At 72.3% G+C, this 25,509-nt stretch carries 26 protein-coding genes; 13 read left to right on the forward strand and 13 right to left on the reverse strand.

Annotated features, from left to right (window positions below):
• Positions 1 to 29: 29 nt before the first annotated feature.
• Positions 30 to 1,193 carry a sensor histidine kinase gene (locus NYZ98_RS33460; protein WP_380708056.1) on the reverse strand — a complete coding sequence of 388 codons (1,164 nt, stop codon included), beginning with the start codon at positions 1,191 to 1,193 and terminating at the stop codon, positions 30 to 32.
• A 127-nt stretch (positions 1,194 to 1,320) separates the two neighbouring features.
• On the opposite strand from NYZ98_RS33460, the gene phoU reads away from it, so the two are divergent.
• Complete coding sequence (gene phoU, locus NYZ98_RS33465) at positions 1,321 to 1,980, forward strand: phosphate signaling complex protein PhoU (RefSeq protein ID WP_262847760.1); 660 nt, start codon at positions 1,321 to 1,323, stop codon at positions 1,978 to 1,980.
• A 55-nt stretch (positions 1,981 to 2,035) separates the two neighbouring features.
• On the opposite strand, the gene NYZ98_RS33470 is transcribed toward phoU, so the two are convergent.
• From NYZ98_RS33470 to mshA, 3 genes are all read right to left on the reverse strand, one after another.
• Positions 2,036 to 2,779 carry a phosphoglyceromutase gene (locus NYZ98_RS33470; RefSeq protein WP_262847762.1) on the reverse strand — a complete coding sequence of 248 codons (744 nt, stop codon included), beginning with the start codon at positions 2,777 to 2,779 and terminating at the stop codon, positions 2,036 to 2,038.
• A gap of 18 nt (positions 2,780 to 2,797) precedes the next feature.
• Positions 2,798 to 3,292 carry a type III secretion system chaperone family protein gene (locus NYZ98_RS33475; protein WP_262847764.1) on the reverse strand — a complete coding sequence of 165 codons (495 nt, stop codon included), beginning with the start codon at positions 3,290 to 3,292 and terminating at the stop codon, positions 2,798 to 2,800.
• Positions 3,293 to 3,407: 115 nt separating this feature from the next.
• The gene (mshA, locus tag NYZ98_RS33480) at positions 3,408 to 4,688 is read right to left on the reverse strand and encodes a D-inositol-3-phosphate glycosyltransferase (RefSeq protein WP_407696438.1); all 1,281 of its coding nucleotides are present in this window, start codon (positions 4,686 to 4,688) and stop codon (positions 3,408 to 3,410) included.
• 182 nt (positions 4,689 to 4,870) lie between these two features.
• Here mshA and NYZ98_RS33485 point away from each other — a divergent pair, with 182 nt between their 5' ends.
• Together NYZ98_RS33485 and NYZ98_RS33490 are read left to right on the forward strand one after the other, a co-directional pair.
• The gene (locus tag NYZ98_RS33485) at positions 4,871 to 5,611 is read left to right on the forward strand and encodes an SDR family NAD(P)-dependent oxidoreductase (protein ID WP_262847766.1); all 741 of its coding nucleotides are present in this window, start codon (positions 4,871 to 4,873) and stop codon (positions 5,609 to 5,611) included.
• A 90-nt stretch (positions 5,612 to 5,701) separates the two neighbouring features.
• Positions 5,702 to 6,544 (forward strand): class I SAM-dependent methyltransferase, encoded by an 843-nt coding sequence (locus NYZ98_RS33490; protein WP_262847768.1) that lies wholly within the window; start codon positions 5,702 to 5,704, stop codon positions 6,542 to 6,544.
• 237 nt (positions 6,545 to 6,781) lie between these two features.
• On the opposite strand, the gene NYZ98_RS33495 is transcribed toward NYZ98_RS33490, so the two are convergent.
• Positions 6,782 to 7,303: an O-acetyl-ADP-ribose deacetylase gene (locus NYZ98_RS33495; RefSeq protein ID WP_262847769.1), complete on the reverse strand. Its 522-nt coding sequence runs from the start codon at positions 7,301 to 7,303 to the stop codon at positions 6,782 to 6,784.
• Positions 7,304 to 7,431: 128 nt separating this feature from the next.
• On the opposite strand from NYZ98_RS33495, the gene NYZ98_RS33500 reads away from it, so the two are divergent.
• From NYZ98_RS33500 to NYZ98_RS33525, 6 genes are all read left to right on the forward strand, one after another.
• Positions 7,432 to 7,788 carry a BlaI/MecI/CopY family transcriptional regulator gene (locus tag NYZ98_RS33500; protein WP_262847771.1) on the forward strand — a complete coding sequence of 119 codons (357 nt, stop codon included), beginning with the start codon at positions 7,432 to 7,434 and terminating at the stop codon, positions 7,786 to 7,788.
• Between the two features lie 2 nt (positions 7,789 to 7,790).
• On the forward strand, positions 7,791 to 8,711 hold the full coding sequence (locus tag NYZ98_RS33505; protein WP_262847773.1) for a M56 family metallopeptidase: 921 nt from the start codon (positions 7,791 to 7,793) through the stop codon (positions 8,709 to 8,711).
• A gap of 69 nt (positions 8,712 to 8,780) precedes the next feature.
• Positions 8,781 to 9,257, forward strand: coding sequence for a helix-turn-helix domain-containing protein (locus NYZ98_RS33510; RefSeq protein WP_262847775.1), 477 nt, complete (start codon positions 8,781 to 8,783; stop codon positions 9,255 to 9,257).
• A gap of 3 nt (positions 9,258 to 9,260) precedes the next feature.
• Complete coding sequence (locus NYZ98_RS33515; protein ID WP_262847779.1) at positions 9,261 to 9,701, forward strand: hypothetical protein; 441 nt, start codon at positions 9,261 to 9,263, stop codon at positions 9,699 to 9,701.
• A gap of 286 nt (positions 9,702 to 9,987) precedes the next feature.
• Complete coding sequence (locus tag NYZ98_RS33520; protein WP_262847781.1) at positions 9,988 to 10,320, forward strand: DUF2516 family protein; 333 nt, start codon at positions 9,988 to 9,990, stop codon at positions 10,318 to 10,320.
• Positions 10,321 to 10,421: 101 nt separating this feature from the next.
• A complete protein-coding gene (locus tag NYZ98_RS33525; RefSeq protein WP_262847783.1) occupies positions 10,422 to 12,044 on the forward strand; it encodes a DUF2207 domain-containing protein in 1,623 nt (540 codons plus the stop codon).
• A 73-nt stretch (positions 12,045 to 12,117) separates the two neighbouring features.
• On the opposite strand, the gene NYZ98_RS33530 is transcribed toward NYZ98_RS33525, so the two are convergent.
• Positions 12,118 to 13,074 (reverse strand): asparaginase, encoded by a 957-nt coding sequence (locus NYZ98_RS33530; RefSeq protein WP_262847785.1) that lies wholly within the window; start codon positions 13,072 to 13,074, stop codon positions 12,118 to 12,120.
• A 180-nt stretch (positions 13,075 to 13,254) separates the two neighbouring features.
• On the opposite strand from NYZ98_RS33530, the gene dtd reads away from it, so the two are divergent.
• Positions 13,255 to 13,680 (forward strand): D-aminoacyl-tRNA deacylase, encoded by a 426-nt coding sequence (dtd, locus tag NYZ98_RS33535; RefSeq protein ID WP_262847787.1) that lies wholly within the window; start codon positions 13,255 to 13,257, stop codon positions 13,678 to 13,680.
• 83 nt (positions 13,681 to 13,763) lie between these two features.
• On the opposite strand, the gene ygfZ is transcribed toward dtd, so the two are convergent.
• From ygfZ to NYZ98_RS33550, 3 genes are all read right to left on the reverse strand, one after another.
• Positions 13,764 to 14,825, reverse strand: coding sequence for a CAF17-like 4Fe-4S cluster assembly/insertion protein YgfZ (gene ygfZ, locus NYZ98_RS33540; protein WP_262847789.1), 1,062 nt, complete (start codon positions 14,823 to 14,825; stop codon positions 13,764 to 13,766).
• A gap of 9 nt (positions 14,826 to 14,834) precedes the next feature.
• Positions 14,835 to 15,275: a Fur family transcriptional regulator gene (locus tag NYZ98_RS33545; RefSeq protein ID WP_262847791.1), complete on the reverse strand. Its 441-nt coding sequence runs from the start codon at positions 15,273 to 15,275 to the stop codon at positions 14,835 to 14,837.
• A 463-nt stretch (positions 15,276 to 15,738) separates the two neighbouring features.
• Positions 15,739 to 16,227, reverse strand: a complete 489-nt coding sequence (locus tag NYZ98_RS33550; RefSeq protein WP_262847793.1) for an FABP family protein — start codon at positions 16,225 to 16,227, stop codon at positions 15,739 to 15,741.
• 99 nt (positions 16,228 to 16,326) lie between these two features.
• On the opposite strand from NYZ98_RS33550, the gene NYZ98_RS33555 reads away from it, so the two are divergent.
• The gene (locus NYZ98_RS33555) at positions 16,327 to 16,689 is read left to right on the forward strand and encodes a DsrE family protein (RefSeq protein ID WP_262847796.1); all 363 of its coding nucleotides are present in this window, start codon (positions 16,327 to 16,329) and stop codon (positions 16,687 to 16,689) included.
• A gap of 115 nt (positions 16,690 to 16,804) precedes the next feature.
• Here the strand turns inward: NYZ98_RS33555 and NYZ98_RS33560 are convergent, their stop codons facing one another.
• The 4 genes from NYZ98_RS33560 to NYZ98_RS33575 form a co-directional block, all read right to left on the reverse strand.
• A complete protein-coding gene (locus NYZ98_RS33560) occupies positions 16,805 to 17,521 on the reverse strand; it encodes a type 1 glutamine amidotransferase (RefSeq protein WP_262847799.1) in 717 nt (238 codons plus the stop codon).
• Entirely contained in the window at positions 17,511 to 18,740 is a 1,230-nt protein-coding gene (locus NYZ98_RS33565) for a DUF1727 domain-containing protein (protein WP_262847801.1), read from the reverse strand. The genes NYZ98_RS33560 and NYZ98_RS33565 overlap by 11 nt, the downstream gene beginning before the upstream one ends.
• Before the next feature lie 71 nt (positions 18,741 to 18,811).
• Positions 18,812 to 21,895, reverse strand: coding sequence for an ATP-binding protein (locus NYZ98_RS33570; RefSeq protein ID WP_262847804.1), 3,084 nt, complete (start codon positions 21,893 to 21,895; stop codon positions 18,812 to 18,814).
• A 62-nt stretch (positions 21,896 to 21,957) separates the two neighbouring features.
• On the reverse strand, positions 21,958 to 23,889 hold the full coding sequence (locus NYZ98_RS33575) for a hypothetical protein (RefSeq protein WP_262847807.1): 1,932 nt from the start codon (positions 23,887 to 23,889) through the stop codon (positions 21,958 to 21,960).
• 215 nt (positions 23,890 to 24,104) lie between these two features.
• On the opposite strand from NYZ98_RS33575, the gene NYZ98_RS33580 reads away from it, so the two are divergent.
• Both NYZ98_RS33580 and NYZ98_RS33585 read left to right on the forward strand, forming a co-directional pair.
• The gene (locus NYZ98_RS33580; RefSeq protein ID WP_262847809.1) at positions 24,105 to 24,758 is read left to right on the forward strand and encodes a hypothetical protein; all 654 of its coding nucleotides are present in this window, start codon (positions 24,105 to 24,107) and stop codon (positions 24,756 to 24,758) included.
• Complete coding sequence (locus NYZ98_RS33585; RefSeq protein ID WP_262847811.1) at positions 24,758 to 25,417, forward strand: hypothetical protein; 660 nt, start codon at positions 24,758 to 24,760, stop codon at positions 25,415 to 25,417. Before NYZ98_RS33580 ends, NYZ98_RS33585 begins: the two co-directional genes overlap by 1 nt.
• The last annotated feature ends 92 nt before the right edge of the window (positions 25,418 to 25,509 follow it).

Below are 25,509 nucleotides of genomic sequence, written 5' to 3' on the forward strand. Positions count from 1 at the left end.
CTCCTCGTCCTCGACAACGAGCACGCGGGTCACTTCGCGGCCTCCATGGGGATCGATGTGCTGGGTACGGCTATCGCCGTTCCGCCGAAGGCCGGCAGACGGAGGGTGAAGGTGGACCCGGAGCCTTCCTTGCTCCAGACCGTCACCTCGCCGCCGTGGGCCACGGCGACGTGCTTGACGATGGCGAGGCCGAGGCCGGTGCCGCCGGTCGCCCGCGAGCGGGCGGCGTCGACGCGGAAGAACCTCTCGAAGATGCGTTCCTGGGAGGTCTCGGGGATGCCGATGCCCTGGTCGCTGACGCTCACCTCGACGGTGTCCCCCGCGGGCCTGGCGCTCACGACGACGCGGGTGTTCTCGGGGCTGTAGGCGACGGCGTTGTCGATCAGGTTGCGCAGCGCGGTCACGAGGAGCTCGTCGTCCCCCCACACCCGCAGGCCTTCGGTGCCGCCGGCCACCAGGGAGATGTCCTTGGCGAGCGCCTTGGTGTTGCACCGGTCGATGGCCTCGTGGAGCACCTCGTCGACGGGCACGCACCCGGGCGTGGGGACGGGCTCGCCGCCCTGGATGCGGGAGAGCGTGATCAGGTCCTGGACGAGGTAGGTGAGCCGGGCGGCCTCGTGCTGCATGCGCCCGGCGAAGCGGGTGACCGCGACGGGGTCGTCCGCGGCGTCCTGTACGGTCTCGGCTAGCAGGCTCAGCGCGCCCACCGGCGTCTTCAGCTCGTGGCTGACGTTGGCGACGAAGTCGCGGCGGACCGCCTCCACGCGGCGGCGCTCGGTCTGGTCCTCGGCGAGCACGAGGACCTGGCCGTGGGTGCCGAGCGGCGCGACCCGTACGGCGAAGGTGGTGGTCTCCATGCCGAACTTGTGGCGGGCGACCTCGAACTCGCTCTCGCGGATCTCCCCGTCCCTGCGCACCTGGCGGGCCAGGGCGAGCAGTTCGGCGGCCATGAGGTGATCGCCCTTGACCAGGCCGAAGGCGCGGGCGGCCGAGCTGGCCCGCAGCACCCTGTCGTCGCGGTCGAGGACGACGGCCGAGGACGGCAGCACCGCCAGCACCGAGGCCACTCCGGCGGGCAGGATGGTGTCGGAGTTCTCGACGGTCTCCGAGCGGCGTCTGTCCCGGGGCCTGCCGACCGCCACCATCACGATCGCCCCGACGACAAACCCCGCCAGGGCGGACAGGCTCGTCACGATCTCACTCACGCTTTCGATGGTAGGCGGCCTTCTTCGCTGGCCAGGACCCCCAAGGGCTCCCTTTCCCGGAGAGTTCATCTCATGGACGGAGTTCGTTCACGATCGCGCGCGTAGCGTGGGCCGCATGCGCGACGCCTTCCACGACGAACTCAACGCTCTCAACGACCGGCTGGTGGAGATGACCAGCCTGGTCCGCTCGGCCATTTCCAGGGCCACCACCGCTCTGCTGGACGCCGACCTCCAGCTCGCGGAGAGCGTGATCTCCCAGGACGCCGAGGTCAACCGTCTCTACGCCGAGATCGAGACCTCCATCTTCGAGCTGATGGCCACCCAGCAGCCCGTGGCGGTGGACCTGCGCGTCGCCATCACCGCCCTGCGGATGGGCGGTGACCTGGAGCGCATGGGCGATCTCGCCGAGCACGTCGCGAAGATCGCGCGGATGCGCCACCCCGACTCCGCCATCCCGCCGGAGGTGCGCGACACCATCCTGGAGATGGGACAGATCGCCGAGCGCCTGGTCACCAAGACCGGGAGCTGCATCGCCAACCACGACGTCGAGCTGGCCAAGGAGCTGGACGACGACGACGACGCGATGGACCGGCTGCACCGCAGGCTGTTCCGGGTGCTGCTGTCCAAGGACTGGGCGCACGGCATCGAGCCGGCGATCGACATCACCCTCACCGGCCGCTACTACGAGCGGTACGCCGACCACGCCGTGCGCGTCGCCCGCGACGTCGTCTACCTGGTGACCGGCAGCCGTCCCGAGAGCAACTCCGCTTCGTGACCGAAGGGAAAGAGCCCCGGACCGCGACGGTCCGGGGCTCTTCTCGCGTCTGGGGTCACTTGCCCTGGTTGGCCACGGCCTCGATGGCGGCCTTGGCGGCCTCGGGGTCGAGGTACTCGCCGCCGGGCTTGAGCGGCCTGAAGTCGGCGTCCAGCTCGTAGCGCAGCGGGATGCCGGTCGGGATGTTCAGCTTGGCGATCTCGTCGTCGCCGATGCCGTCGAGGTGCTTGACCAGGGCGCGCAGCGAGTTGCCGTGCGCGACCACCAGGGTCGTGCGTCCCGCGGCCAGGTCGGGGACGACGCTGTCGTACCAGTAGGGCAGCATGCGCTGGACGACGTCCTTGAGGCACTCGGTGCGGGGCATCAGCTCGGGTGGCAGCGTGCCGTACCGCGCGTCGCCCGCCTGGGAGAACTCGTCGTCGTCCGCGATCGGGGGCGGCGGCACGTCGAAGGAGCGCCGCCACAGGGCGAACTGCTCGTCGCCGAACTCCTCGCGGGTCTGGGCCTTGTTCTTGCCCTGGAGGGCGCCGTAGTGGCGCTCGTTGAGCCGCCAGGACCGCGAGACCGGCAGCCACAGCAGGTCGGCGGCGCCGAGCGCGAGGTTGGCGGTCTGGATCGCCCGGCTCAGGACCGAGGTGTGCAGCACGTCGGGCCGCACTCCCGCGTCGAGCAGCAGGCTGCCGCCGCGCCGCGCCTCCTCCTCACCAGCAGCCGAGAGTGTGACGTCGACCCATCCGGTGAACAGGCCTTTCGCGTTCCACTCACTCTCGCCATGACGCAACAGCACCAAAGTAGCCATGTGCCCAAGTTTAGGGTCTCAGCCTTCGCGCCTGCTTCGTTCGACGATCCCCTCGAACGCCCGCAGGTTCGCGAGCGACTCCCCCCGCTTGACGCGCCAGTCCCACTCGCGCCGGATGGAGGAGGCGAAGCCCAGTTCGAGGGCGCGGTCGAACCACTCGTCGGCGTAGGTCAGCACGCAGCCGAGCAGGCGGTCGATCTCCTCGTCCGAGACCGAGGCGAGCGGCAGGTGCCCGACCAGGTGGACGTCCCCGACGGTGTCGACGGCGAAGTGGACGCCGTACATCGAGCCGTTCTTGGTCAGCAGCCAGCGGTAGAACTCGACGTGGTTCTCGTCGGGCTGGCGGCAGAAGAACGCCTCGACGTGCAGGGCCCGGTCGTCGATGGTCAGCCACGTCATGGTCGCCAGCTTGTGGTGACCGGGCAGTTTGACCAGGAAGGAGCCCGGGCGCGGGCGCTCGTAGGTGACCTCCGCCGCCTTCAGCGCGGACTCGACGACTGCCTCGTGATCCATAACAGTGCACACTCCCGCATTCCTACCCGGCGAAACCACATGTACCAGGAGCCGGCCAGCGGGATGGTACGCCCGCCCGCACGACGGCCGCCCGCACGACGCGGACGGCCCGCGGTCACAGGGTGGCGGCCACCGGCACGCTGTGCAGCCGGTTCACCACACCGGTGTACACCTCCATGAGCCGCGCGGCCGTGGCCGACCAGCCGAACGCCGCCGCGTGCTCCCTGGCCCCGGCGGCGAGCGCGTCGCGCCAGGCGGGGCGGTCGACGAACGCGCGCAGCGCCTCGGCCCACATCGGGGTCTCGTGCCCGTCGACCAGCAGGCCGGAGACGCCGTCCTTGACGGCCGTGCGCAGCCCGCCGACCGACGCGGCCACGACGGGGGTGCCGCAGGCCTGCGACTCCAGTGCCACGAGCCCGAACGACTCGTTGTAGGACGGGACGACCGTGACGTCGGCGGCCCGGTACCAGTCCGCCAGCTCGTCTTGGGGTGCGGGCGGCGCGAGCCGGAGCAGGTCGAGGACGCCCAGCTCGCCCGCCAGCTCGGTGAGGTGGGAGGGCCGGGCGCGCCCGTTGCCGCTGGGGCCGCCCACACAGGCGATGACCAGCCGGGACCGCAGCGACGGGTCGTCGGCGATCATCCGGGCGGCGGCCTTGATCAGGACGTCCGGGGCCTTGAGCGGCTGGATGCGGCCGACGAAGAGCATGATGTGGGCGTCCTGCCGCAGGCCGAGGCGGTGGCGCGCGGCGCCCATGGAGGCGGGCTGGAACACCTGGAGGTTGACCCCCGGGTTCACCACGGCGACACGTTCAGACGGGGCGCTGTAGAGCTCGATCAGTTCCCTGGCCTCGTCGGAGGTGTTGGCCACCAGGCGGTCGGCGACCTCGACGACCTGTTCCTCGCCGAGCACGCGCGCCCGGGGCTCGGGCCGGTCGCCGGTGGCGAGCAGCAGGTTCTTGACCTTGGCCATGGTGTGCATGGTGTGCACCAGCGGCACGCCCCAGCGCTCCTTGGCCAGCCAGCCGACCTGGCCGGACAGCCAGTAGTGCGAGTGGATCACGTCGTAGTGGCCGGGCTCGTACAGCGCCTCGGTGCGCAGGACGCCCGACAGGAACGCGCAGAGCTGGCCGGGCAGGTCGCCCTTGTCCAGTTCCTCGTACGGGCCGGCGGTGATGTGCCGTACGGTCACGCCCGGGGCGAGTTCGGCGGTGGGAGGCAGGTCGCGGGACGTCTGGCGGGTGAAGATCTCGACCTCGACACCGAGGCCGGCGAGCCGTTTGGCCGCCTCCACGATGTACACGTTCATGCCCCCCGCGTCGCCGGTGCCCGGCTGGTCCAGCGGGGATGTGTGCATGCTGATCGTCGCGATCCGGTTGATCCGGCGTGCGAGCGGCACTCGCGGCACCTGGCACCACCTCCAGAGGGGATATAACCGCCGGATAGGTCAGGAGATTCCCTGACAAGTAGTGGTATGCCCTCCGCACCTGGTACCCGGCCGCGCTGGCAGGATGACGGACGGGCGGCCCGCGAGCGGGAGCGCCCGATCGAGGCACCAAAAGCGACCGTGAGGATGGGGACATGACCAAGACAGCGGTGGTGACCGGCGCGAGCAGCGGCATCGGCGAGGCCACGGCGCGCCGGCTCGCGGCGGAGGGCTTCGACGTCGTGGCGGCGGCCAGGCGCCGCGACCGGCTGGACAAGCTGGCGGCGGAGGTCCCCGCGATCCGGCCGGTCACCCTGGACGTGACCTCCGACGATTCGGTGGCCGAGCTGGCCGCCGCGCTCGACCGGTGCGACGTGCTGATCAACAACGCCGGCGGCGCCGTAGGCCTCGAACCGGTCGCGGAGGGCCTGGTCGACGACTGGCAGCGCATGTACGAGGTCAACGTGCTCGGCAGCCTGCGGATGACGCGGGCCCTGCTGCCCAAGCTGGTCGAGTCGGGCGACGGGGTGCTGCTGATGCTGACCTCGGTGGCCGGGCTGGTCTCCTACGAGGGCGGCGGCGGCTACTGCGCGGCCAAGCACGCGCAGACCTCCATGACCGAGACGCTCCGCCTGGAACTGGTCGGGGAGCCGGTGCGGATCATCGAGGTGGCCCCCGGCATGGTCCACACCGAGGAGTTCTCCCTCACCCGCTTCCGCGGTGACGCCGGGCGCGCCGAGCAGGTGTACGAGGGCGTGCCGAACCCGCTGACCGCCGACGACGTCGCCGACGCCATCGCCTGGTGCGTCACCAGGCCCGCCCACGTCAACGTCGACCGGCTCGTGATCCGCCCCCGCGCGCAGGCCGCGCAGCACAAGGTCCACCGGGTCTCCTGACCATGACCAGATGGGCCTCCCGACCATGAGCCAGGCGGGCCTCCCGACCAAAGCGGGTCTCCTGACCATGAGCCGGGGCACGGCCGGCCCGTGAACGCCGCCCGCGTCCCTGCCGGGCGGCGGCCCGTCGGCGAGGCCACCCGCGGCACGACGGGCCACAACCGCCTGCGCAGGGCCGATCGGTGGACGGCGGCGGTGTACGGCCCGCTGCTGGTCTCCGCGGACCGGCCGCTGGTGGTCGACCTCGGGTACGGGGCCTCGCACGTCACCACCTCCGAGCTGTTCACGCGGCTGCGGCGCGTCCGTCCCGACGTCGAGGTGGTCGGGGTGGAGATCGACCCGGTCCGCGTCGCGGCGGCCAAGCCGTACGAGCGGCCCGGGCTGTCGTTCGTGCGCGGCGGGTTCGAGCTGCCCGTGGACCGGGCGCCGCTGATCGTCCGCGCCTTCAACGTGCTCCGCCAGTACGGCGAGGCGCAGGCGTGGGACGCGTGGGACCTGCTGCGGTCCCGCCTGGCGGCGAACGGGGTGATCGTCGAGGGCACCTGCTCGGAGATCGGGCACCGCGCGGCGTGGGTGGCGCTGGACGCGCGCGGCCCGCGCACGCTGACGCTGGCGGCCCGCCTGGCCGGTTTCGAGCGGCCCTCCGACCTGGCCGAGCGGCTGCCGAAAGCGCTCATCCACCGCAACGTCCCAGGTGAGCGCGTCCACGACTTCCTGCGCGACTTCGACCGGGCCTGGGCGCTGGCCGCGCCGTACGGCGCCTACGGGGCCCGGTCGCGGTGGGTGGCGGCGGTGGAACGGCTGGCCGGTACGTGGCCGGTCGCCGCCGCTCCCCCGCTCGGCGGCCGGCGGCGCTGGCGCCTCGGCGAGGTGACCGTCCCCTGGACGGCCCTGGCCCCTCACGGACGCGCCACGCCCGGCCCCGGCGGCTGAGGGGCGGGGGCTCAGGCCGGATCCAGGCGGGACAGGGCCATGAGGGCGGGTAGAGGCCCTGGCTCAGGCGGGGTCAGGCCGGCTCAAGCGGGGTCAGGCCTGGGTCAGGCGGGGTCAGGCCGGCTCAAGCGGGGTCAGGCCTGGGTCAGGCGGGGTCAGGCCGGCTCAAGCGGGGTCAGGCCTGGGTCAGGCGGGGTCAGGCCGGCTCAAGCGGGGTCAGGCCTGGGTCAGGCGGGGTCAGGCCTGGGTCAGCCGGTCGAGAGTGGCCTGGAAGGTCGTGTAGGCGTCCGGGCCGAACAGGACGAAGCGGGCCTGCTCCACGTCGGTGGCCGCGTCCCGCACCGTCGACAGGGCGATCCTGGCCGCGTCGTCCATCGGCCAGCCGTAGATCCCCGCCGACACCGCAGGGAACGCGACGACCCTGGCCCCGAGCTCGTCGGCGACCTTCAGGGACTCGGCGTAGCAGGAGGCCAGCAGGGCGGAACGGTCCTGCGACTCGGCGTACACCGGGCCGACCGTGTGGATCACCCACCGCGCCGGGAGCAGCCCGGCGGTGGTCGCGACCGCCTGCCCGGTGGGCAGTCCGCCGCCGTACCGGGAGGCCCGCAGGGCGCGGCACTCCTTGAGGATCTCCGGGCCGCCGCGCCGGTGGATGGCGCCGTCCACCCCGCCACCGCCCATGAGCGAGGAGTTGGCCGCGTTCACGATCGCGTCCACGCGCTGCTCGGTGATGTCGCCCTGCACCAGAGTTATCTCCATGCCCCAGAGGCTTCCAGGCGCGGCGGGCGCTGACAATTCCCCGGCCGTGTCAGCGCCCCCCACGTGGGGTGACGAGACTCACCCCTGCCCTCTACACGACGTAGTACTACCCAAGGTAGGCTTGTTGCGTGAAGGGTCTTGGCGAGCTTGAGCGCAGCATCATGGACATCTTGTGGGCCCACGACGCCCCCCTGACCGCCAGGGAGGTCGGCCGACTGATCGCCGACCGCGACCTCGCCCCCACCACGGTCATGACGGTCCTCGACCGGCTGACCCGCAAAGGATTCCTGAGCCGCACCCGCGACGGCCGCGCCTGGCGATACGAACCCGGTGCGAGCCGCGACGCGTACGTCGCTGAGCTTATGCTGGAAGCCCTCGACATGACCGGTGACCGTTCCGCGGCGCTCACGCGCTTCGCCCAGACGGTCTCGGGCACCGAGGCCGAGATCCTGCGTAAAGCCCTCACGGAGCTGGAAGAAGAGTGACCATGGCCGCCGTCCTTGCCGCGCTCGCCACAGCGTGCGCGATGGGCGCATGGCGGCTCACGCTGGCCCGGTGGCCGTGGCGGGCCCCCCGGGCGGCCATCCTGCTCTGGCAGTCCCTCGGCGTGACCTGGGGCCTCGCCAGCGTCGGCGCCCTGCTCTCCTACGCGCTCCAGCCCTACGGCGGAGGCGTGCTGTACGGCCTGCGGGCCTTCGCCGAGTCTGCCGTCTCCTTCGGTATGGGGTACGGCCTGCTCTCGCCGTACGACCTGCCGCGCGCCGGCGCGCTGGCCGCCGGCCTGACACTGCTCGCCGTGCTCGTCGTGGTGCTGCTGCTGGCCGGGGCGCAGACGCTGCGCGCCCGGCGCCGCCACCGCGTGCTGCTGTCGCTCATCGCCCACGACGACCCGGGCATCCCCGGCGTGCGCGTCGTCGACCACCCGAAGGCGGCGGCGTACTGCCTGCCCGGCCTGCGGTCGGAGGTCGTGGTCAGCGCCGGCACGCTGTCCCTGCTCGACCGCGACGAGCTCACCGCCGTCCTCGCCCACGAGGCCGCCCACGTACGCGAGCGCCACGACCTGGTCCTGCTGCCGTTCACGGCGCTCAAATGGGCGCTGCCCTGGCTGAGCGTGGTGCGCGACGCCCATTCCTCGGTGGCCCTGCTGGTCGAGATGGCCGCCGACGACCACGCCCGCCGCTACTGCTCGCCGCGGCGCCTGGCGACCGCGCTGCTCCGGTTCGGCACGGCCGGGACGGTGCCGGCCCCGCACGGCGCGCTGGGCATGGCGGGCGAGCATGTCATGGCCCGGGTGAACCGCCTGATCAAGCCGGGTGCGGTGCTGCCGAGACGATGCCGGTACGGCCTGGTGACCTTCTCCGCGCTGCTGTTCGTCTCCGCCCCGCTGCTGTGGATCTACCCTGGCTGACCCGCCGAGTGCTTGCTGGCGTTAACCAGTACGTTTGCATTTGCAAGCACTGTGATGCAGACTAAAGGCATGGAACTACCGAAGGTCGGCTCAATCGGTGAGTACATCCGCGACCAGCGGACACAGGCGAAGATCTCTCTGCGCCAGCTCGCCTCTCAGGCGGGGGTCTCCAACCCCTACCTGAGTCAGATTGAGCGCGGGCTTCGCAAGCCGAGCGCGGAGATCCTCAACCAGATCGCCAAGGGTCTGCGGATCTCGTCCCAGGCGCTATACGTGCAGGCGGGCCTCATCGAGGACCGCGAGCCGGACAGTGACGTGCTGGCGGCGATCTTCGCCGACCGCACGCTCACCGAGCGGCAGCGTCAGGTGCTGATCGATATCTACGAGTCGTTCCGCAAGGAGAACCGGGCCGCCGAGGCGCTGGCCGAGCGGGCCGCCCAGGAGGCCGGCGCCGAGCCGGGGTCCTCCGGAGCCGGCACGGTTCCCGAGGAGGGTGTGCCCTCCCCGCCGGACGGCCACGTCATTCACGAACCCAAGGAAGGTTGACCCATGCCTCTCAACGACGAGGTCAAGAAGATCGCCGAGTCCAAGCCCTTCTACGCCGTCGCCGGCGCGGGAGACTACGCGGTCGAGAAGCTCCGCGAGCTGCCCGAGCAGATCCAGCGGCTGCAGTCCCGCAGGGCCGAGGCCGGCACCACGGCCCGCGACCTGCCGACCATGGCCAGGAAGTACGCCAGCACCGTCCAGGTGAAGGCCGAGGCCGTCGCCAAGGACCTGCCCGAGAAGGCCAAGGAGTACGCCGACACCATCAGCGCCAAGGCCGCCCTGCTGTACGACGAGTTCGCCAGCCGGGGCCGCAAGGTCGTCAGCAAGGTGACCGGCGAGGCCGCGCTGGAGCTGGAGGAGGTCTCCACGACCGCCGAGCCGGCGATCGCCAGCCGCACCACCGCGCCCCGCAAGAACACCCGGGGCCCCGGCGCCAAGGCCTGACCCGCGCGACCACCGATCTCCGCACGGCCCGTCCGGAACCCCGGGCGGGCCGTGCGCGTTGTCGGAGTACGGCCCGCGCGCGTTGTCCGAGCGCGGGCCGGCCAGCACCTCCGCGCATGACGAAGACCACATGACCGGACCGGCACCGACCGATCGGTACGACTGGCGACCGGCACCTTCACATCACCGTGTTCAGCCCGGATCGTGACGAACGTCACGGTCCCCCGGGAAGTCCCCGTCCGGGCTAGGCTGAACCCGGCCATTCATATGACCCCTGGGAGAGGCGATGTTCGAGATTCACGGTGTCCTGGATCTCATCTTCTGGCTGCTCGCCATCGGGGCGTTCGGCCTGTGCGCGTGGGCGCTGTTCCACGCGCTGAGGACCCCGGCCAGGGCGTTCGCGGTGGCGGGCAAGCTCAACAAGCGGCTGTGGCTGCTGATCCTCGGCCTCGCCACCCTGTTCTCCTTCGCCGCCGCCGTGCAGTACCTGTCGGTCCTGAGCATCTTCACCATCGCGTCGGTGATCGGCTCGGGTGTCTACCTGGCCGACGTCAAGCCGGCCGTCGGTGAGATCGGCAAGGGCGGTGGCAGCGGCAACGGCCCGTACGGGCCCTGGTGACCCGGCCACGACCAGGCCAGGTTGTCCCGCTTTAGTGGCAATTGATCAGACATAGGCGTCTCGCTCCGAAGGGCCCGTGCCGACCGCTAGGCTGACGCCCCATGGTGGATCTCGCCCGTCGGCTGACGCTCGCGCTCGCGCTCAGCGTCCTCATAGCCGCCCCGGCCCATGCCGCGGCGGACGGCATCAGCAAAACGGACGTCTCCGTGGAGTTGCGTGCGGGTGGCGTGCTCCACGTCAAGGAGCAGATCGCCTACACCGGCCAGGTCACCCGCACCCTGCTCACCCGCACCCGGTACGACGACTCCAGCGACCGCGTGTACCGCGTGACCGGCTTCAAGGGTGACGGCACCCTGGCCGGAGACACCATCACGCTCGGCGGCAAGGGCACCGCGACGATCGAGTACGACGTCGCGGGGGCGGTGAACCCGACCGGCGGCGGCGAGGAGCTGCGCTGGTACGCCGTCAGCGGCTGGTCGGCCCCGGTCAAGAGCGCCGTCGTCAAGCTCACCGGCCCCGCGCCCATCCAGAACCTGTCCTGCTTCGCCGGGGACATCACCGCCGCCACCGGCTGCACGGCGGCCTCCATGGACGAGAGCGGCACCCGCGCCGAGTTCGAGCAGCAGGGCCTCGGCCCCGCCCAGGCGCTCACCGTCGTCGTCGGCTTCCCCGCCGGTGCCAGCGGCGGCAGGCCGATCCTGGAGCGGCGGTTCGAGCTCGCCAACGCCTTCACGCTCAGCCCGCTCACCGGCGGCGCGCTCATCCTGCTCCTGGTGCTGCTGCTCGGCGGCGTCGTCCTGCTCTACTGGACGCGCGGCAGGGACGCCCGGGTGCTCGACAGCGAGGCCGGCGGGCCGGTCACCCCGGTGCACGACGGCCGGTTCTCCCCGCCCGACGGCGTGCGCCCCGGGCAGATCGGCACGCTGATCGACGAGCAGGCCGACGTGATCGACGTGACGGCCACCATCGTGGACCTCGCGGTCCGCGGGTTCGTCCACGTCGACGAGCAGCCCAGGGGCGCCTACGACGCCCCCGACTGGCTGCTGGTGAAGGTGCCCGACGCGCCCCTGGAAAGCCTGCTGGACTACGAGCGCGCGCTGCACCTGGCGATCTTCGACGGGCGGGACTCGGTGCTGCTGTCCCAGTTGCACGGCTCGTTCGCCGCCGGGCTCGGCAAGGTGCGCGACGCGCTCTACCGCGACGTGGTGGCCCAGGGCTGGTTCGCCCGCCGCCCCGACACCGTGCGCACCCGCTGGACCACCATCGGGGTGATCGTCACCGGGCTCGGCGTGCTCGCCACCGTCCTGCTCGCCTGGCTCACCACCTACGGCCTGATCGGGCTGGCGTTGATCATCGCGGGCGCGGCGCTGTCGGTGGGCGGGCAGTACATGCCGGCCAAGACCTCGCGGGGCTCCACCGCCCTGGCCCACACCCTCGGCTTCCGCGAGTACCTCGCCTCGGGCGAGATCGGCGAGGTGCCGCCGGCGCAGCGCATCGAGCTGTTCTCCCGCTACCTGCCGTACGCGGTGGTCTTCGACAACGTGGACCGCTGGGCGCGCGTGGTGGGCTCGATGAACGGCGACGGCAGGCAGGCCGACCACCTCTACTGGTATCAGGGCCCCGCCGAGTGGGACCTGTCGAAGTTCGCCGACTCCATGCGGACGTTCACGCTGACCACCTCGGGCGCGATCTCCGCCTCCCGCCAGTTCCGCCGCTCGATCTGACCCGTCCTGCCCCGGCCTTGCAAACGAGGCCAGGGCCGGCCCGCCTCACCGGACGAGGCGAGGGCCGGTCGGCTCACACCAGGCCGCGGACGCGGACCTCGCCCACGGGCCGCCCGCCGCCGAACTGCGGCGGGGCGGCGAGCGCGTCCAGCTCCGGGGCGTCCAGCCCGAGCCCGAGCGCCCGCAGAGTCGCCACCGTGACCGGCACCCTGGCCCGCTGGCCGCCGTCCTCGATCTTGATGGTGGCCGCGCGGCCGTCCTCGAAGGTGAACGCCTCGAACGCCTCGGCGCCCGTCTTGAGCATGAGCCCGGGGACGGCCCGCATCAGCGCCGCCTCCGGGCGCGTGGTGCCCGACGTCCATTCAGGGTGGGCCCGCATGGCGTCGGCGATGCGCCGCTCGTGGGAGCCGGGCTCGGCCAGCCCGAACGCCCGGAAGGCCCGCGCGACCCCGGCCATCGAGGCGAAGAACAGCGGCGCGCCGCAGCCGTCCACGCCGGTGGCCGCGACCCGTTCGCCGGTGAGCTCCTCGGCGGTGGCGCGGATCGCCCGTTGCAGGGGGTGCGCCGGGCTCAGGTAGGTGGCGGTCGGCCAGCCGTTGAGCACGCAGGTCGCGAGCATGGCGGAGTGCTTGCCCGAGCAGTTCATCGTGACGCGGGCCGGACCTCCCCCGGCGCGCAGGACGCGGTGGGCCGTCGCGGTGTCCAGGGGCAGGTCCTCGGGGCAGCCGAGATCGGCCTCGGTCAGGCCGGCGCTCGCGAGGATCTTCAGGACCCCCTCGACGTGGAAGTCCTCGCCCGCGTGGCTGGCGCACGCGAGCGCCAGTGGCCGGCCGTCCAGGTCGAGCCCGGCGCGCAGCATGCCGAGCGCCTGCAGGGGCTTCATGGACGAGCGCGGCGAGGCGGCCGCGGCCACGTCGCCGCGCGCCACCGCCGGCGCTCCTGCGGCGTCCAGCGCGAAGATCCGGGCGCGGTGCACCGACTCCACGAAACCGGACCGGACGACTTCAACGATCACATGCTCAGTCGACACGTCATCTCCCCTCGCATCTGATTTTACGGACGGTGAGCGCGGGTCGTTCACGACCACTTTCACCCGGTCGTTCACGACCACCCCCGCCCGGTCGTCCACGATCACCCCCGCCAGGTCGATCGCGATCGCTCCCGCCCGGTCGTTCGCGGCCGTCCGGCCGGGGTGGGAGAATCTCGCACCATGCGTGCCGTTGTGCAGAGGGTGTCGTCCGCGTCGGTGACCGTCGACGGGCGGAGCGTGGGGGCGATCGACGAGCCGGGCCTGCTCGTCCTGGTCGGCGTGACCCACAGTGACGGCCCCGCCGAGGCCGCGCGGCTGGCCGCCAAGCTCTGGGGCCTGCGCGTCCTGTCCGGCGAGAAGTCGTGCTCCGACATCGGGGCGCCGCTGCTGGTCGTCAGCCAGTTCACGCTGTACGGGGACGCCAGGAAGGGCCGCCGCCCGACGTGGCAGGCGGCGGCGCCGGGGCCGGTGGCCGAGCCGCTGGTCGACGCCGTGGTGGCCGAGCTTCGGGCGCTGGGCGCCCGGGTGGAGACCGGCGTCTTCGGCGCCGACATGAAGGTCGCGCTGGTCAACGACGGCCCCATCACCCTGGTCATCGACATCTGACCCGAGCCCGCCGTACCAGGCCCGGCGCCCTCAGTACGGCCGGTGAGGGCCGCGCGGGATCAGCCGGGCCGGTGAGGGCGGGGTCAGCGGAGGCGGCGGCGGAGGGCCGGGTCGATGGACACGTTGCGCCCCGCGTCCGGCGGCACGATGACCTCCTGGCTCGCCGCGACGCCCCCGGCCAGCAGGGCGACGTCCACCGGCACCGTGCGCTTGACCACGGCCAGGGCGATGGGCCCGAGCTCGTGGTGCCGCGCCGAGGACCCGACGAAGCCGATCTGGCCCGGCTCGGCGGTCCCCTCGACCGCGGCCTCGGGGTCGGCCTCTCTGGGCGACCCCACGCCGAGCGTCACGGGCGTGCCGTGCGGCGGGAGGGTGTCCACGCTGCCGTCCAGGTGGAGGAACACCAGGCGCCGGGGCGGGTGGCCGAGGTTGTGCACCCGCGCGACGGTCTCCTGGCCCCGGTAGCACCCCTTGGTGAGGTGGACGGCGGACCCGATCCAGCCCACCTCGTGCGGGATCGTCTTGTGGTCGGTCTCGAAGCCCTCCCTGGGCAGGTGGGCCTCGATGCGCAGCGCCTCGTACGCCCACAGCCCCGCCGGGCGCAGCCCGAGCTCCTCGGGAAGGCCCGCCAGCCGCTCGCGCGGCACCAGCAGGTCGCCGCCGATCGCGATCGTCCCCTCCGGCGCGGGCCGCGCCGGGGCCTCGCCGGATCCGGGGGCCTGGACGGTCACCACGGCGTACGCGGAGGTCACGTCGGTGACCTCGACGCGGAGCATGAACCGCATCTTCTCCAGGAAGGCGACCAGCGTGGCGGCGGTGCCGGGCTCGACGTGCGCCCAGACGGACTCGCCGTCGTCGACCAGGGCAAGGTGGTGTTCCAGCCTGCCCTGGGGGTCGAGGAGCAGCGTCTGCGTGGGCGTGCCCACCGCCAGGTCGTCGACCTTCTGCGAGCTCAGGTTGTTGAGCCAGGAGAGCCGGTCGGGCCCGGAGATCCGGACGACCTCGCGGTCACCCCGGTCGACCAGGGCCTCGCCCGCCGCGAGCGCGCGCTGCTCGGCGTACGGCTCGCCGTAGTGGGCGGCGACGGTGGCGTCGGGGGAATGGGCCGCTACGGCTCCTGGGGTGTCGAGCATAGGGCTTCGCATACCCCAAGGCTATTGCGCCGCGGCCGATTTCCGTGACTCAGGGGGGCAGTCGTGGCAGCGGCCGAACACGGTGAGGTGCTGCACGTCGGTCTCGAAGCCGAGCTCGTCGCGGAGCTTGGTCACCATGCCGGCGACGAACTCGGGGTGGACCTCGGTGACCTGGCCGCAGCCCCGGCAGACCAGGTGGACGTGGTCGGCCTTGCTCGCCAGGTGGTAGGTGGGGGCGCCGTGGCCGAGGTGGGTGTGGGTGACCATGCCGAGCTCTTCGAGGAGCTCCAGGGTGCGGTAGACCGTGGAGATGTTGACGCCCCTGGCGGTCTCCTGCACCTGGCCGCAGATGTCCTCGGGGGTGGCGTGACCCAGGTGGGTGACCGCTTCCAGCACGAGCTGCCGTTGCGGGGTGACCCGGTATCCGCGTGCGCGCAGCTCCTCATGCCATGTCCCGGTCATGCCCCGAGTCTACGAGCCCCGCACGCGCGATGAGGGGCCGCCGGCGCGAGGCTCGCGGCGGCCCCGGCCCCGGAGCCCCCGGACGTGCTCCGAGTCCCTTCCAGGCCCGCCGAAAATAATTGCTTGCCTCTCCCGAAGGCGCTCGCATACCGTACGAGGCACGCAGAAGGGAGGTGGTCCAAACGATGGTTAGTCATTATTGGGCTAGCGAGGTGGCTGTCCGCTAGGGCATCGCCAGTCAAGGACCTCTCGTCCAGGCGTCGTGCCCTCCCGGGCACCGGCGGCGTCCGGCGAATCCAAGACAGACACCGGGACCCCGGGCAGTCGGCGGGGGGAGTCAACTCCCCCCATGGTCCAGCCGGCCCGTCTCACCAGAGGCGGAGTACGCCCGGGGTTCTTTTTCGCCCTCACGACCCTGTGACACCCTCACGGCCCCACGCACGAGCCGTGGGCGTCCCGGGGCTCAGCCGACCTTCTTCAGCTCCGCGGACAGGTGCGAGGTCAGCTCCTGGCCCTCGGCGGCCATGTCGTAGGCGTACATCAGGTTCCCGTTGACCAGGCCGTAGAGCCGGTGCCCCGCCGTGTACTCCTTGGCGGTGGCGGTGCGGGCCACGACGTCCGTCGTCATCTCGATCTTGTGGAACACGACCTCGCCGAGGTAGATCTCGACGATGCCGGTGGGGTGGGCCAGCACGATCTCGAGCTGCCGCTCGGGAAGCGCCCGCCAGTAGCCGGACTCGACGGCGAGCGGCCTGACCATGGCGCCGTCGTCATCGAGCAGCCAGGTCCTGCTCTGGTAGCTCAGGAACGGCTTGCCGTTGTGGCCGAAGGTGATCTCCTGGCCGAACCTGAAGCTCTCGATCGTCGGGTATCCGCCCACCCCGGCGCCCTCCCACCTGCCCAGCAGGAAGGAGATCGGCTCCAGGGCTTCATGCAGTTGCTGGGAGTCCATGGCACATGAGCCTAAATGCCCGGCGATCCGGCTCGCGCCGCGACACCGAACAGGACGTTCACCTGGTGGATCACCGGCGTCCCCGCATAGGCTCAGTGCATGGCACGATCAATGCTGATAAAGGTGACGGCAGGCTCAGACGCCCCTGAGCGGTGCAACCAGGCCTTCACCGTGGCCGCCGCGGCGGTGGCGAGCGGGGTCGGGGTGTCGTTCTGGCTGACCGGCGAGTCGGCGTGGTTCGGCCTGCCCGGGCGGGCCAAGGAGTTCGCCCTCCCCGAGGCGACCCCCCTGCAGGACCTGCTGGACGTCATCCTGGCCGGCGGCCGGGTGACCGTGTGCACGCAGTGCGCCTCGCGCCGGGGCATCGGGCCTGACGACCTGATCGACGGCATCCGCATCGCCGGCGCCTCCACGTTCGTGGAGGAGGCCCTGGGCGAGGGGGTCCAGGCGCTCGTCTACTGAACCACGCGACGCGGGCGGGACGGGCCCCGACGCCCGCCGTGCTCGTTTCAGGCGGGGCCGCCCGGCCGTGCGTTCAGGCGGGCCGCCCGGCCGTGCTCGTCCAGGCCAGCCCGCCTCAGCCGGGCAGGACGGCCTTGAGCCGTTCGGCGCGCAGCAGGTCGTACCAGGTGTCGTCCACGGGGGTGAGCGGCCCGCCGGTGGCCCAGCTCAGGAACACGTCGGCGAGCCACGGGTTGCGCGCCAGCGCCGGCCCGTGCAGGTAGGTGCCGACGATCTGGCCGACGTGGCAGCCTTCGGTGCCGTCGCCGTTGCCCGTGCCGACGATGGTGCGCGACAGGGGGCGCACGCCCCGGCCCAGGCGGGTGACGCCCATGTGGTTCTCGAAACCGGTCAGCATGTGCCCGCCGAGGCCGGTGTCCACCTCCGCGGCCAGCTCGCCCACCGCGCGGGCGGGCCCGCGGACGCTCTCGATGTCGAGCAGCCCGATGCCCGCCACCGGCTGGCCCTCCTCGCCGCCGAACACCGACCCCATGATCTGGTAGCCCGCGCAGACCGCCAGGAGCGACGCGCCCCGCTCGACCGCGCGGTGCAGGCCGCCGTCGCGGCGGAGCCGCTCGGCCGCGAGGATCTGCGGCCGGTCCTCGCCGCCGCCGATGAGGTAGATGTCCCCCGAGTCGGGCACCAGGTCGGCCGACCGGACGTAGACGGTCTCGACGGGGATGCCCCGCGTGCGGGCCCGCTGCTCCAGGATCAGGACGTTGCCCTGGTCGCCGTAGGTGCTCAACAGGTCCGGGTAGATCCATACGATGCGCAGGGCGCTGTCAGACGGCACGGCCGAACTCCGCTCGAATCTGCTGGAAGGCTGTGTAGTTGGCGATCACGTCGACCCGGCCGGGCGCCTGGCGGGCCACGGCCGCGTCGAAGGTCTCGCAGAGCTCGAAGGGCACGCCCGCGACGTCGAGGCGGAGCGCCAGGTCGAGCCGCCGCTGCCCGGTCACGTACACCGGGCGGCCGGTCAGGATGCGGTAGTCGACGTCCCACAGCCAGGAGGTGTCGCGGCCGTCGGGGCCCTGGGCGTTCACCGACAGGACGATCGGCAGCGCCGGGTCGGAGACCTCGAAGGCCTCCAGCCAGCCGGCGGGGTTCTTGGCGAGCAGCAGCCGCATCGAGCGGCCGTCACGCTCGACCGTGGTGTACCGGCCGGCGACGGAGGTGACCTCGCGCAGTCTCGGCAGGGCGCGGTCGGCGGGCAGGCCGAAGGTCTCGGCGGTGGCCAGCGCGATGGCGGCGTTGGCGCGGTTGGCCCGGCCGGGAAGCTGGAGGTCGAGCACCCACCGCTGTCCGCGCGGGTCGATCACCGCGTCGTCGTCCAGCACCCAGGAGGGCTCGGGACGGCGGAAGGTGCACTCGCGGCAGGCCCAGTCGTTGTCCTTGCGGTCGAGCGGCCCGCCGCACTGGGGACAGCACCAGGAGTCCTCCTTCCAGGGCTGCCCGCAGGACACCCAGGTCACGCGGGAGGCGGTCGAGGCGCCCCAGGTGACCAGCGGGTCGTCGCAGTTGGCGATCACGTGCGTGTCGACGTCCGTGAGCGCCCGCTGCCACTTCTGGGCCAGCAGCCAGATCTCGGCGGCGCGGTCCATCTGGTCACGGCTGAGGTTCATCAGGCAGACGACGGTCGCGCCGGTGGTGGCGAGCACCTCGGGGAGGTACTTCTCGTCGACCTCCAGCACGCCGAAGGGCGCCTGCTTGGACTGCGACAGCGCCGAGACGTGTCCGGCGGGCATGTTCGCGCCGAAGGCGTTGGTGGCGACCTCGCCGAGCTCCTGCAGCTCGGAGGTGATCAGCCGCGTGGTGGTCGTCTTGCCGTTCGTGGCGCTGATCAGCACGAGCTTGCGGTCGGCGGCCAGCTTGCGCAGCAGGTCCGGCTCCAGCATCAGCCCGACGCGCCCGCCGATCACCGATCCGTCGCCACGCCCGGTCACCCGGGACAGGGTGGCGGCCGTACGCCCGAGGGCACTCGCGAGCTGCGCCCGCAGCGGTAGCTGGGTCATGCCCGAGATCCTAGTGCGGCCCACGCGAAGATCGCGAAGCTGTTCCCCGCAATGGAATGGACGAGCGCTCGCTAGTCGAGGAAGGAGAGCTCCGCCTGGTGCTCCGCGCCCCCCTCGAACGGCAGGACGAAGCGGTGGGGCCAGGAGAGCACGGTCTCCAGCCAGGCCGCGCCCATCGCCCGCGCGATGTGGCGTACGCGGTCGCGGGGCTCGACGCCGAGCGTGACGGTCGTGAAGTCCGCCTGGACGCCCTCGTGCTCGTCGTCGCCGAGCAGCGCGCGCCAGGCCAGGGCCCGGTTGCGGTCCACCTCCATCGACAGCGGGTGGTGGCGCAGCGCCTTGGCGCGGTGGCCGAGCAGCTCGGCGCGCGCCGGGGCGCCTGCCGTCACCGGCCCGTCGGCCCCGTTCCGCGCGTACGGCCGCCCGGAGGGGCCGGTGCCGAACAGGGCGTACTCCATGGCGGGCGCCGGGCTGCGCAGGTCGGGCGCCTGGTGACCGTAGGGGAACAGCCTGTCCACCTCGTGCACCCAGCGGACCTGCGGGATCACCCACTCGACGCCGGGGCGCCCGCCGGGGGCCGGCCGGTCCTCGCCTCCGGGGTCCAGCAGGCCCGCCGCCACCTCGGCCGCCCGTACGGTCAGCAGGGCCGGGTCGAAGAACGTGCGCAGCGCCCAGGCCCGCCGGGCCACCGCGCGCTCGACGAGCGTCGCGAGCAGGCACTCGCGGCGCCTGGCGGGCAGCTCGGACCAGATGTCGGCCAGGACGCGCGGGACGCCGGGCAGCGACCGGTTGGTGCAGAAGGCCAGCACCACGGTGTCGGTCCAGATGCGCAGCCACGCCCACTCGGGCGCGTCGGCGAGCAGGTCGGCCTCGCGCAGCTCGAACAGCGTGCACGCCTTGCCGGTCGTGCATTCGTGCCCGCAGGCGGCGGACCTGCGCCCGCGGATCGGCGGGGTCGGGCCGGCCAGGACGTGCTCGCGGTCCTCGCCGAGGGGCACCTGGATGCGCAGCGGCCGGTCCATGCCGTCGGCGAACACCGCCGCGGTGCCCGGCTGGAGGGACACGACCTGGCGGGACTGCTCCTCGCTGAGGTTCATGGCGGCGCCGACGAGCCGGCGGTCGTCCTCGGCGGGCAGCCGGTGCACGACCTTCAGCGCGGTGTTCTTCACCACGTCGGCGATCAGCTTGGTGGGGATCTGCTCGGCCACGACGATGCCCTCGCCGTACGCGCGGATCTCGGCGAGCATGCCCGCGAGCAGTTCCACGGCGTGGGTGCTGGCCCGCTGGGACCCCCGGTCGCGCAGCAGCCGGTGGGCCTCCTCGATCACGATGACGTGCTGGAGGCCGCGCGCCTTCTCCCGGCGGGCGCGCATGCGGAGGTGCTCCACGATGCGGATGATGAGCGTGCCCATCAGGAACGCCTTGTCCTCGTCGTTGGCCACGTCCTCGATCGCGAACACGACGTTGCCCTGCAGGAGCCCGCCGATGTCGGCGGGGTGGCCGCCCTCGAAGAACCGGCCCGCCGAGCCGACCCGCAGGCTGCGCAGGCGCAGGCTGATGAACCCCTCGACGTCGGCCTGCACCTCGTTGCCGTACCCGATCTCCTGGATGACCTCGAGAGCGTGGGTCTGTAACTGCTCCAGGGTGGGCACCGACGGCTGCACGGCGGCGCCGGGGATGCCGCCGCCGGTGACGACGTCCCACCCGTTGGCCTCGTACACCCGCTGGAGCGCCAGGGACATGATCTGCGGGAACGGCTCCTCGGCGTCGAACGCGGCCATGAACAGCGCCCTGACCATGTCGATGTGCGCCTGGACGGGGTAGCCGGGCTCGGGGGCCAGCGGGTTGACGCTGAACGGCACCATGTCCGGCGCCGAGGGGTTGATCACCGTCAGGGGCGCCAGGTGCTGGATCCGGCCGGCCATCGCGGCGTACTCGGACTTGGCCGGCTCGATGGCGAGCCAGGGGATGCCGGCCTCGCTGAGCTGTTCCAGAAGGTGGCGCACGGTCTGCGACTTGCCGGACCCGGTCGCCCCGGCGATGAAGGTGTGCCGGTTGAGCGTGGCCAGCGGCACACGGAACGATCCGACCGCGCGGTCCTGGCCGTCGATGATCGCGCCCAGGTCGAGCACCGGCTCCCCGGTGTTGCGCACGTCGGCCTCGCTGGTGACGTCGAAGAACCCGGCGTCCAGGACGCGCACGCCGGGCACCTCGCGGCGGGGCAGCCCGGCCAGGGCGGCGAGCGCCCCTGCGGTGGCGGCGAACGGCGACGCCGCGCCGTCGGCCGGGTCCTGGAGGGTCACCCCGAGCGCCTCGGCGAAGCCGTACACCGGCTCGCCGCTGGTGGAGCGGCCGAACCCGGCGAGGCTCGGCAGCGACAGCGCGCTGCGCAGCCGGTAGGGGTGGTGGCTCATCTCCACCGAGCCGACCAGCACCGGGGCGATCTGCCGCAGCTCGTCGGATCCGGCGGCGCCGGCCAGCACCCGGACGTTCCACAGGCCCGCCTCGCGGAACGCGTCGAGCTCCTGCATGCGCCGCTCGGCCCGCTCGGCGTCGAACCGGCTGCGCTCGGAGGCGTCGCCGTACTGCCGCAGCACGTTCAGCTGGGTGCGCAGGTGGGCGACCTCGGCGTCGAGCAGGTCGGTCGGCTCGGCCACGACGACCCAGGCGAACGGGCGCGACATCAGCGTGACCAGCGTGGACTCGAACAGCGTCGGGCGCAGCAGCTCGTCGGGGCCGGGTTCCCTGCGGCCGTTCAGCGGCGGGGCCTGGCGTCCGGGGCAGGCGGTCCAGGCCAGGTCGGCGAGGTCGGCGAGCCAGTCGTCGCCGATCTCCACGCCCCGCGCGCCGCCGGGGAACAGCAGCGGCTGCGGCCCCTGCGGCGGTTCCTCGACGGTGGCGGTGGAGGCGCGGCGCGGGGGGCGCGGCGGGGTGAGCGGGCCCGCGTTGGTGATCAGCTCCAGCGGCGCGCCCGACCCCCGGGACAGCCAGCCGATGACGAACGGCCGGTTGCGCTGGGCAGCGGACAGCACCGCGGGCAGGACGGTCACGAAGTCCCACTCGGCCGACGAGCTGCGCGAGGGAGCGGTGATCGCCTGGATGCGGTACCACGGACCACTCAGGGGGAACGGCGCGCTGGGCGCTGCGGAAGACACGCTTGCCTGCATATCAAGCCCAAATCCCTTATGCCACCGTCGTTTGCCAGGGGATTACCCGTTCAATGCCGTGTCCGCCAGTCGAGCCGCTCCGGTGGCGGCCCGAGGTTCGGCGGAAAGGGGTCCTCTTCGAGGACCGGTTCGGGCTCCGGAGGGGTCAGCATGACCCGGCGGACCTCCTCGAACTCCCCCAAAGTGGTCTTGGGGAAGGTGAGGATGGCCGGGTTGGCGTCGGCGAGGCGCACCTGCCGTCCCTCGGCCGTCGCATGGGTGACGATCACCGAGGTCGTGGGGAGTTGCTGGAGCTGGTGCGGCTCGACCAGGAACTCGCGGCTGCGGTGCAGCACGCGCTCCTCGCCCATGGCCTTGGTGGCGCTGCGGCCCCATTCGGTGGACTCGGTGATGCCCTCCTTGAGGTCGCCCTCGTCCTTCTCCTCCTCCTCGGCGCCGGTGCGCCCGGCGTTGGCGACGGTGGAGGTGTAGGAGCCGTTCACGCCGTCGACGGCCGGGCTGATGGTCTCGGTGAGCTGGGCGAGCTCCAGGCGGTGCTCGGTGCCCATGTGCTCGCTGGCGACCCGGGCGTCCTCGGCGTTGCCGAGCCGCATGAACGCGACGGCGGCGTGCCCCCGGCCGAGCCGCTCGCGAACGGTGGGGGTGAGGGACCGGTAGGTGAGGACCAGGCCGGTCTGGGAGGTCTCGCAGGCGTCCATCAGGCGGTCGAGCACGTCGCCGCGCAGCTTGTCGGCGCCCGCGACGATGATCGTGTGGTACCAGGGCCGCTCCGAGGCCGGTGACTGCCGCAGGATGTGCGTCAGCGCGGTGGCGACGTAGGTGCCGAGTACGCGGTTGCCGAAGACGCCGGCCTGGCGGTCCATGGAGACCACGCGCAGCCGGGCGGGCGGCAGCCGCACGGCCTCCGACCCGAGGGTCTCCAGCTTGCGGAGCTGGGACTCCAGGGCCCAGGCGCGCTCGATCACCACGCGGTCGGTGACGCCCCGGCCGAACAGGGTGCCGATGCGTTCGAGCTGGACGGCCGTGAGCAGGCCGAACCGCAGGTCGTCGCGCGGGTCGCCGACCTGGGCGAGGGCGCGCAGCGCGGCGGTGACCTGGTTGATCGTGGCGTTCTCGCCCAGCACTTCGAGGACCCGTTCCAGGATGGCGTTGTCGAAGCTGAGGTCGCGGGTCGTGCGGTGCTCCTCGCTGACGCTCACGACGTGCGCGAGCACGTCGGCGAACGCCTCGGGCGGCAGCGTCGCGCCGAGGTCGAGCCTCGGCAGGTCGACGGGCAGCACCCACACCAGCGGGTCGTCGCCGCCCCTCCTGGCCAGCTCGATCAGGTCCTTGGCGATGGCGCCCTCGGACAGGTCGAGGACGGTGAGGTGGCCGCCGCTGTACAGGCGGGTGGCGCCGAGCAGGGTGATCAGGGCGGACCAGCCGGGGAGCGTGCCACCGGCGACGTCGATGCGGTCGATCTCGTCGGGCACGGCCACGGCGTACCAGGTGAGCTGCCGGTCGTACTGCTCCTTCTTGGCGGCCCACTCGCGGTAGCGCTCGGCGTGCTCCTCCTGGGCGTCGAACAGCTCGCGCTCGCGCCGCTCGCGGCGCCGGTCGGCCCGCGCCTCCTGCTCCTTGATGCGGGAACGCAGCGCGCGCTCGCCTTGGTGGACGGCGTACCCGCAGATCGAGGCGACCCCGCCGGTGGCGACCAGCCCGATGACGACGAACGGCCAGCCGATCATCTCGCTGACGCCAAGGCCGAGGATGAGGATCGCGAGGACGGACATGAAGATCCCGACGATCTTCACGGGGCGGTTGAGGAGGTCCTCCTGGAGGCGTTCCCTGCGCACCCAGGCCGGGTCGACGACGATGGGCTCCTCGGCGGCCTGCTCGGGGGAGGGACGCCTGGGCGGCGGGCCGGGATCGGGGTACAGCATGGCGTACTGCCACCCCAGGTAGATCCGGTCAGCCTGCAGCTGCGCATGCTCTGGGTGCACGTCCGCCACCGGACCTCCACCTGTCAATGGTCGCGCTCGCTGGGGAGCCTGTGGGCTCGTGCCCGTGGACTAGCTCTCCGACTGTGACAGCGTATGAGTTGGACCTCGTATTCGGGCAGGGTTCTCGCCATTCGGACCAGATTCCTGGCTACTGGGGCCACCCAATGGGACGAACGAGGCAGATGGGAAAGACTTCCCGATTACCATCGGGTGCCATGACGTCCCCCGTCCATCGCGGCAGCCGTCGGCGGCGTCCGATCCTGGTCCCCGCCATCGTTCTGCTGGCCGCCGCGGGCATCGGCGCCGTCGCGGCCCTCGGCGGCCTCAAGAGGGCCCCGGTGGAGGGCCCGCCGTGGCTGCGAGCGGGCCAGGAGATCGACCAGGACGTGTTCCGCACCCGGATCGACGGCGCGTTAGTGCACTACCTGCCCGCCGACGACCCGGCGGTGCCGTCCGCCACCGTGATGGACCTCGACCTGAGGGTCTACAACGACGCCAAGGTGAGCGTCCCTCTGAGTTACCTGGAGAAGTCCCTGCTGCGGGTGGCCTCGGCCGACGGCAAGACCCTGATGGCCCCTGACGCGAAGGGCTGGCTGTACGACTCGACCGTGCCGGGCGAGGGCGCCGCGAGCAGGCTGCTGCCGCCGAAGCGGACCTCGGCCGTGGTGATCCGGTTCCGCGAGGTCGACTCGCTGGACGGCGAGTCCGGCGGCGGACGGTTCCCCGACGTGCTGGCCGTCGACCTCGCCAGGTACGAGAACCACCAGGACTCCCTGACCGGACGCCGCGCCGCGCGGCTGGTGCCGGGCGACGACGACCGGCCCTCGGTCGCCGCGCACGTCACCGTCCCGGTCCGGAAGGCGGTGTGATGCTCCGCAGGCTCGCGCGGAGCCTTATCAACGCGGTCGTCGCGCTCGTCGTCATCGCCGCCGCCGTGTACGCCCACACGTTCACGATGGACCAGGACGACCTGGACGCCCCGCTGAGCACCCGGGCCGCCGCGGGGTCGGCCGCCGCGACCGGCAGGTTCAGCGCGCGGCTCGGCAAGGTGGTGGCCGCCTCCTCCCTGCGCCTGCTCACCACCACGACCGAACCGGTCAGCGGGCGCGTGATGATCCTCGGCACCACCCGCGTCGGCACCCCGGACGTCTTCGTCGTCACCACGGTCAGCGCGACCTCGTCCGGGGCACCGACCCGGCTCGCCGACGCGTGGCTGCGGACGGCGGACGGCGTCGAGTACGCGGCCACCGACCGGGTCGGCCCGGAGTTCACCCTGGCCGACCGGCCGGTGCAGGACGGCTGGTGGGTCGACGTGGTGTTCGTGTTCGAGGTCCCGAGGGAGGCGCTCCCCGGGTCCTCCGTGGTCGTCACCGCGCCCTCCTCGAACGGGATATATGACGAGATCTACCCCGGCCGCTACGACCAGCTCCTCCCCGAGGCCGTCCTCGCGGTCGCGCCCGACGACGCGGCGGCCAAGCGCATCCTGGACGACGTGAAGAGCTCGTGGCAGCTCGTGGCCAAGGAGTGATCGTCTGGACGGCCGGGGGACGCACGTGGACGACCAGGGAACGCGCACGTGGAATGACCAAGGGTGAGCGCGTGGACGGCCGAGGAGTGAGC

The organism is Sphaerisporangium corydalis (assembly GCF_025506355.1).
In the GTDB taxonomy this organism is placed as follows: domain Bacteria; phylum Actinomycetota; class Actinomycetes; order Streptosporangiales; family Streptosporangiaceae; genus Sphaerisporangium; species Sphaerisporangium corydalis.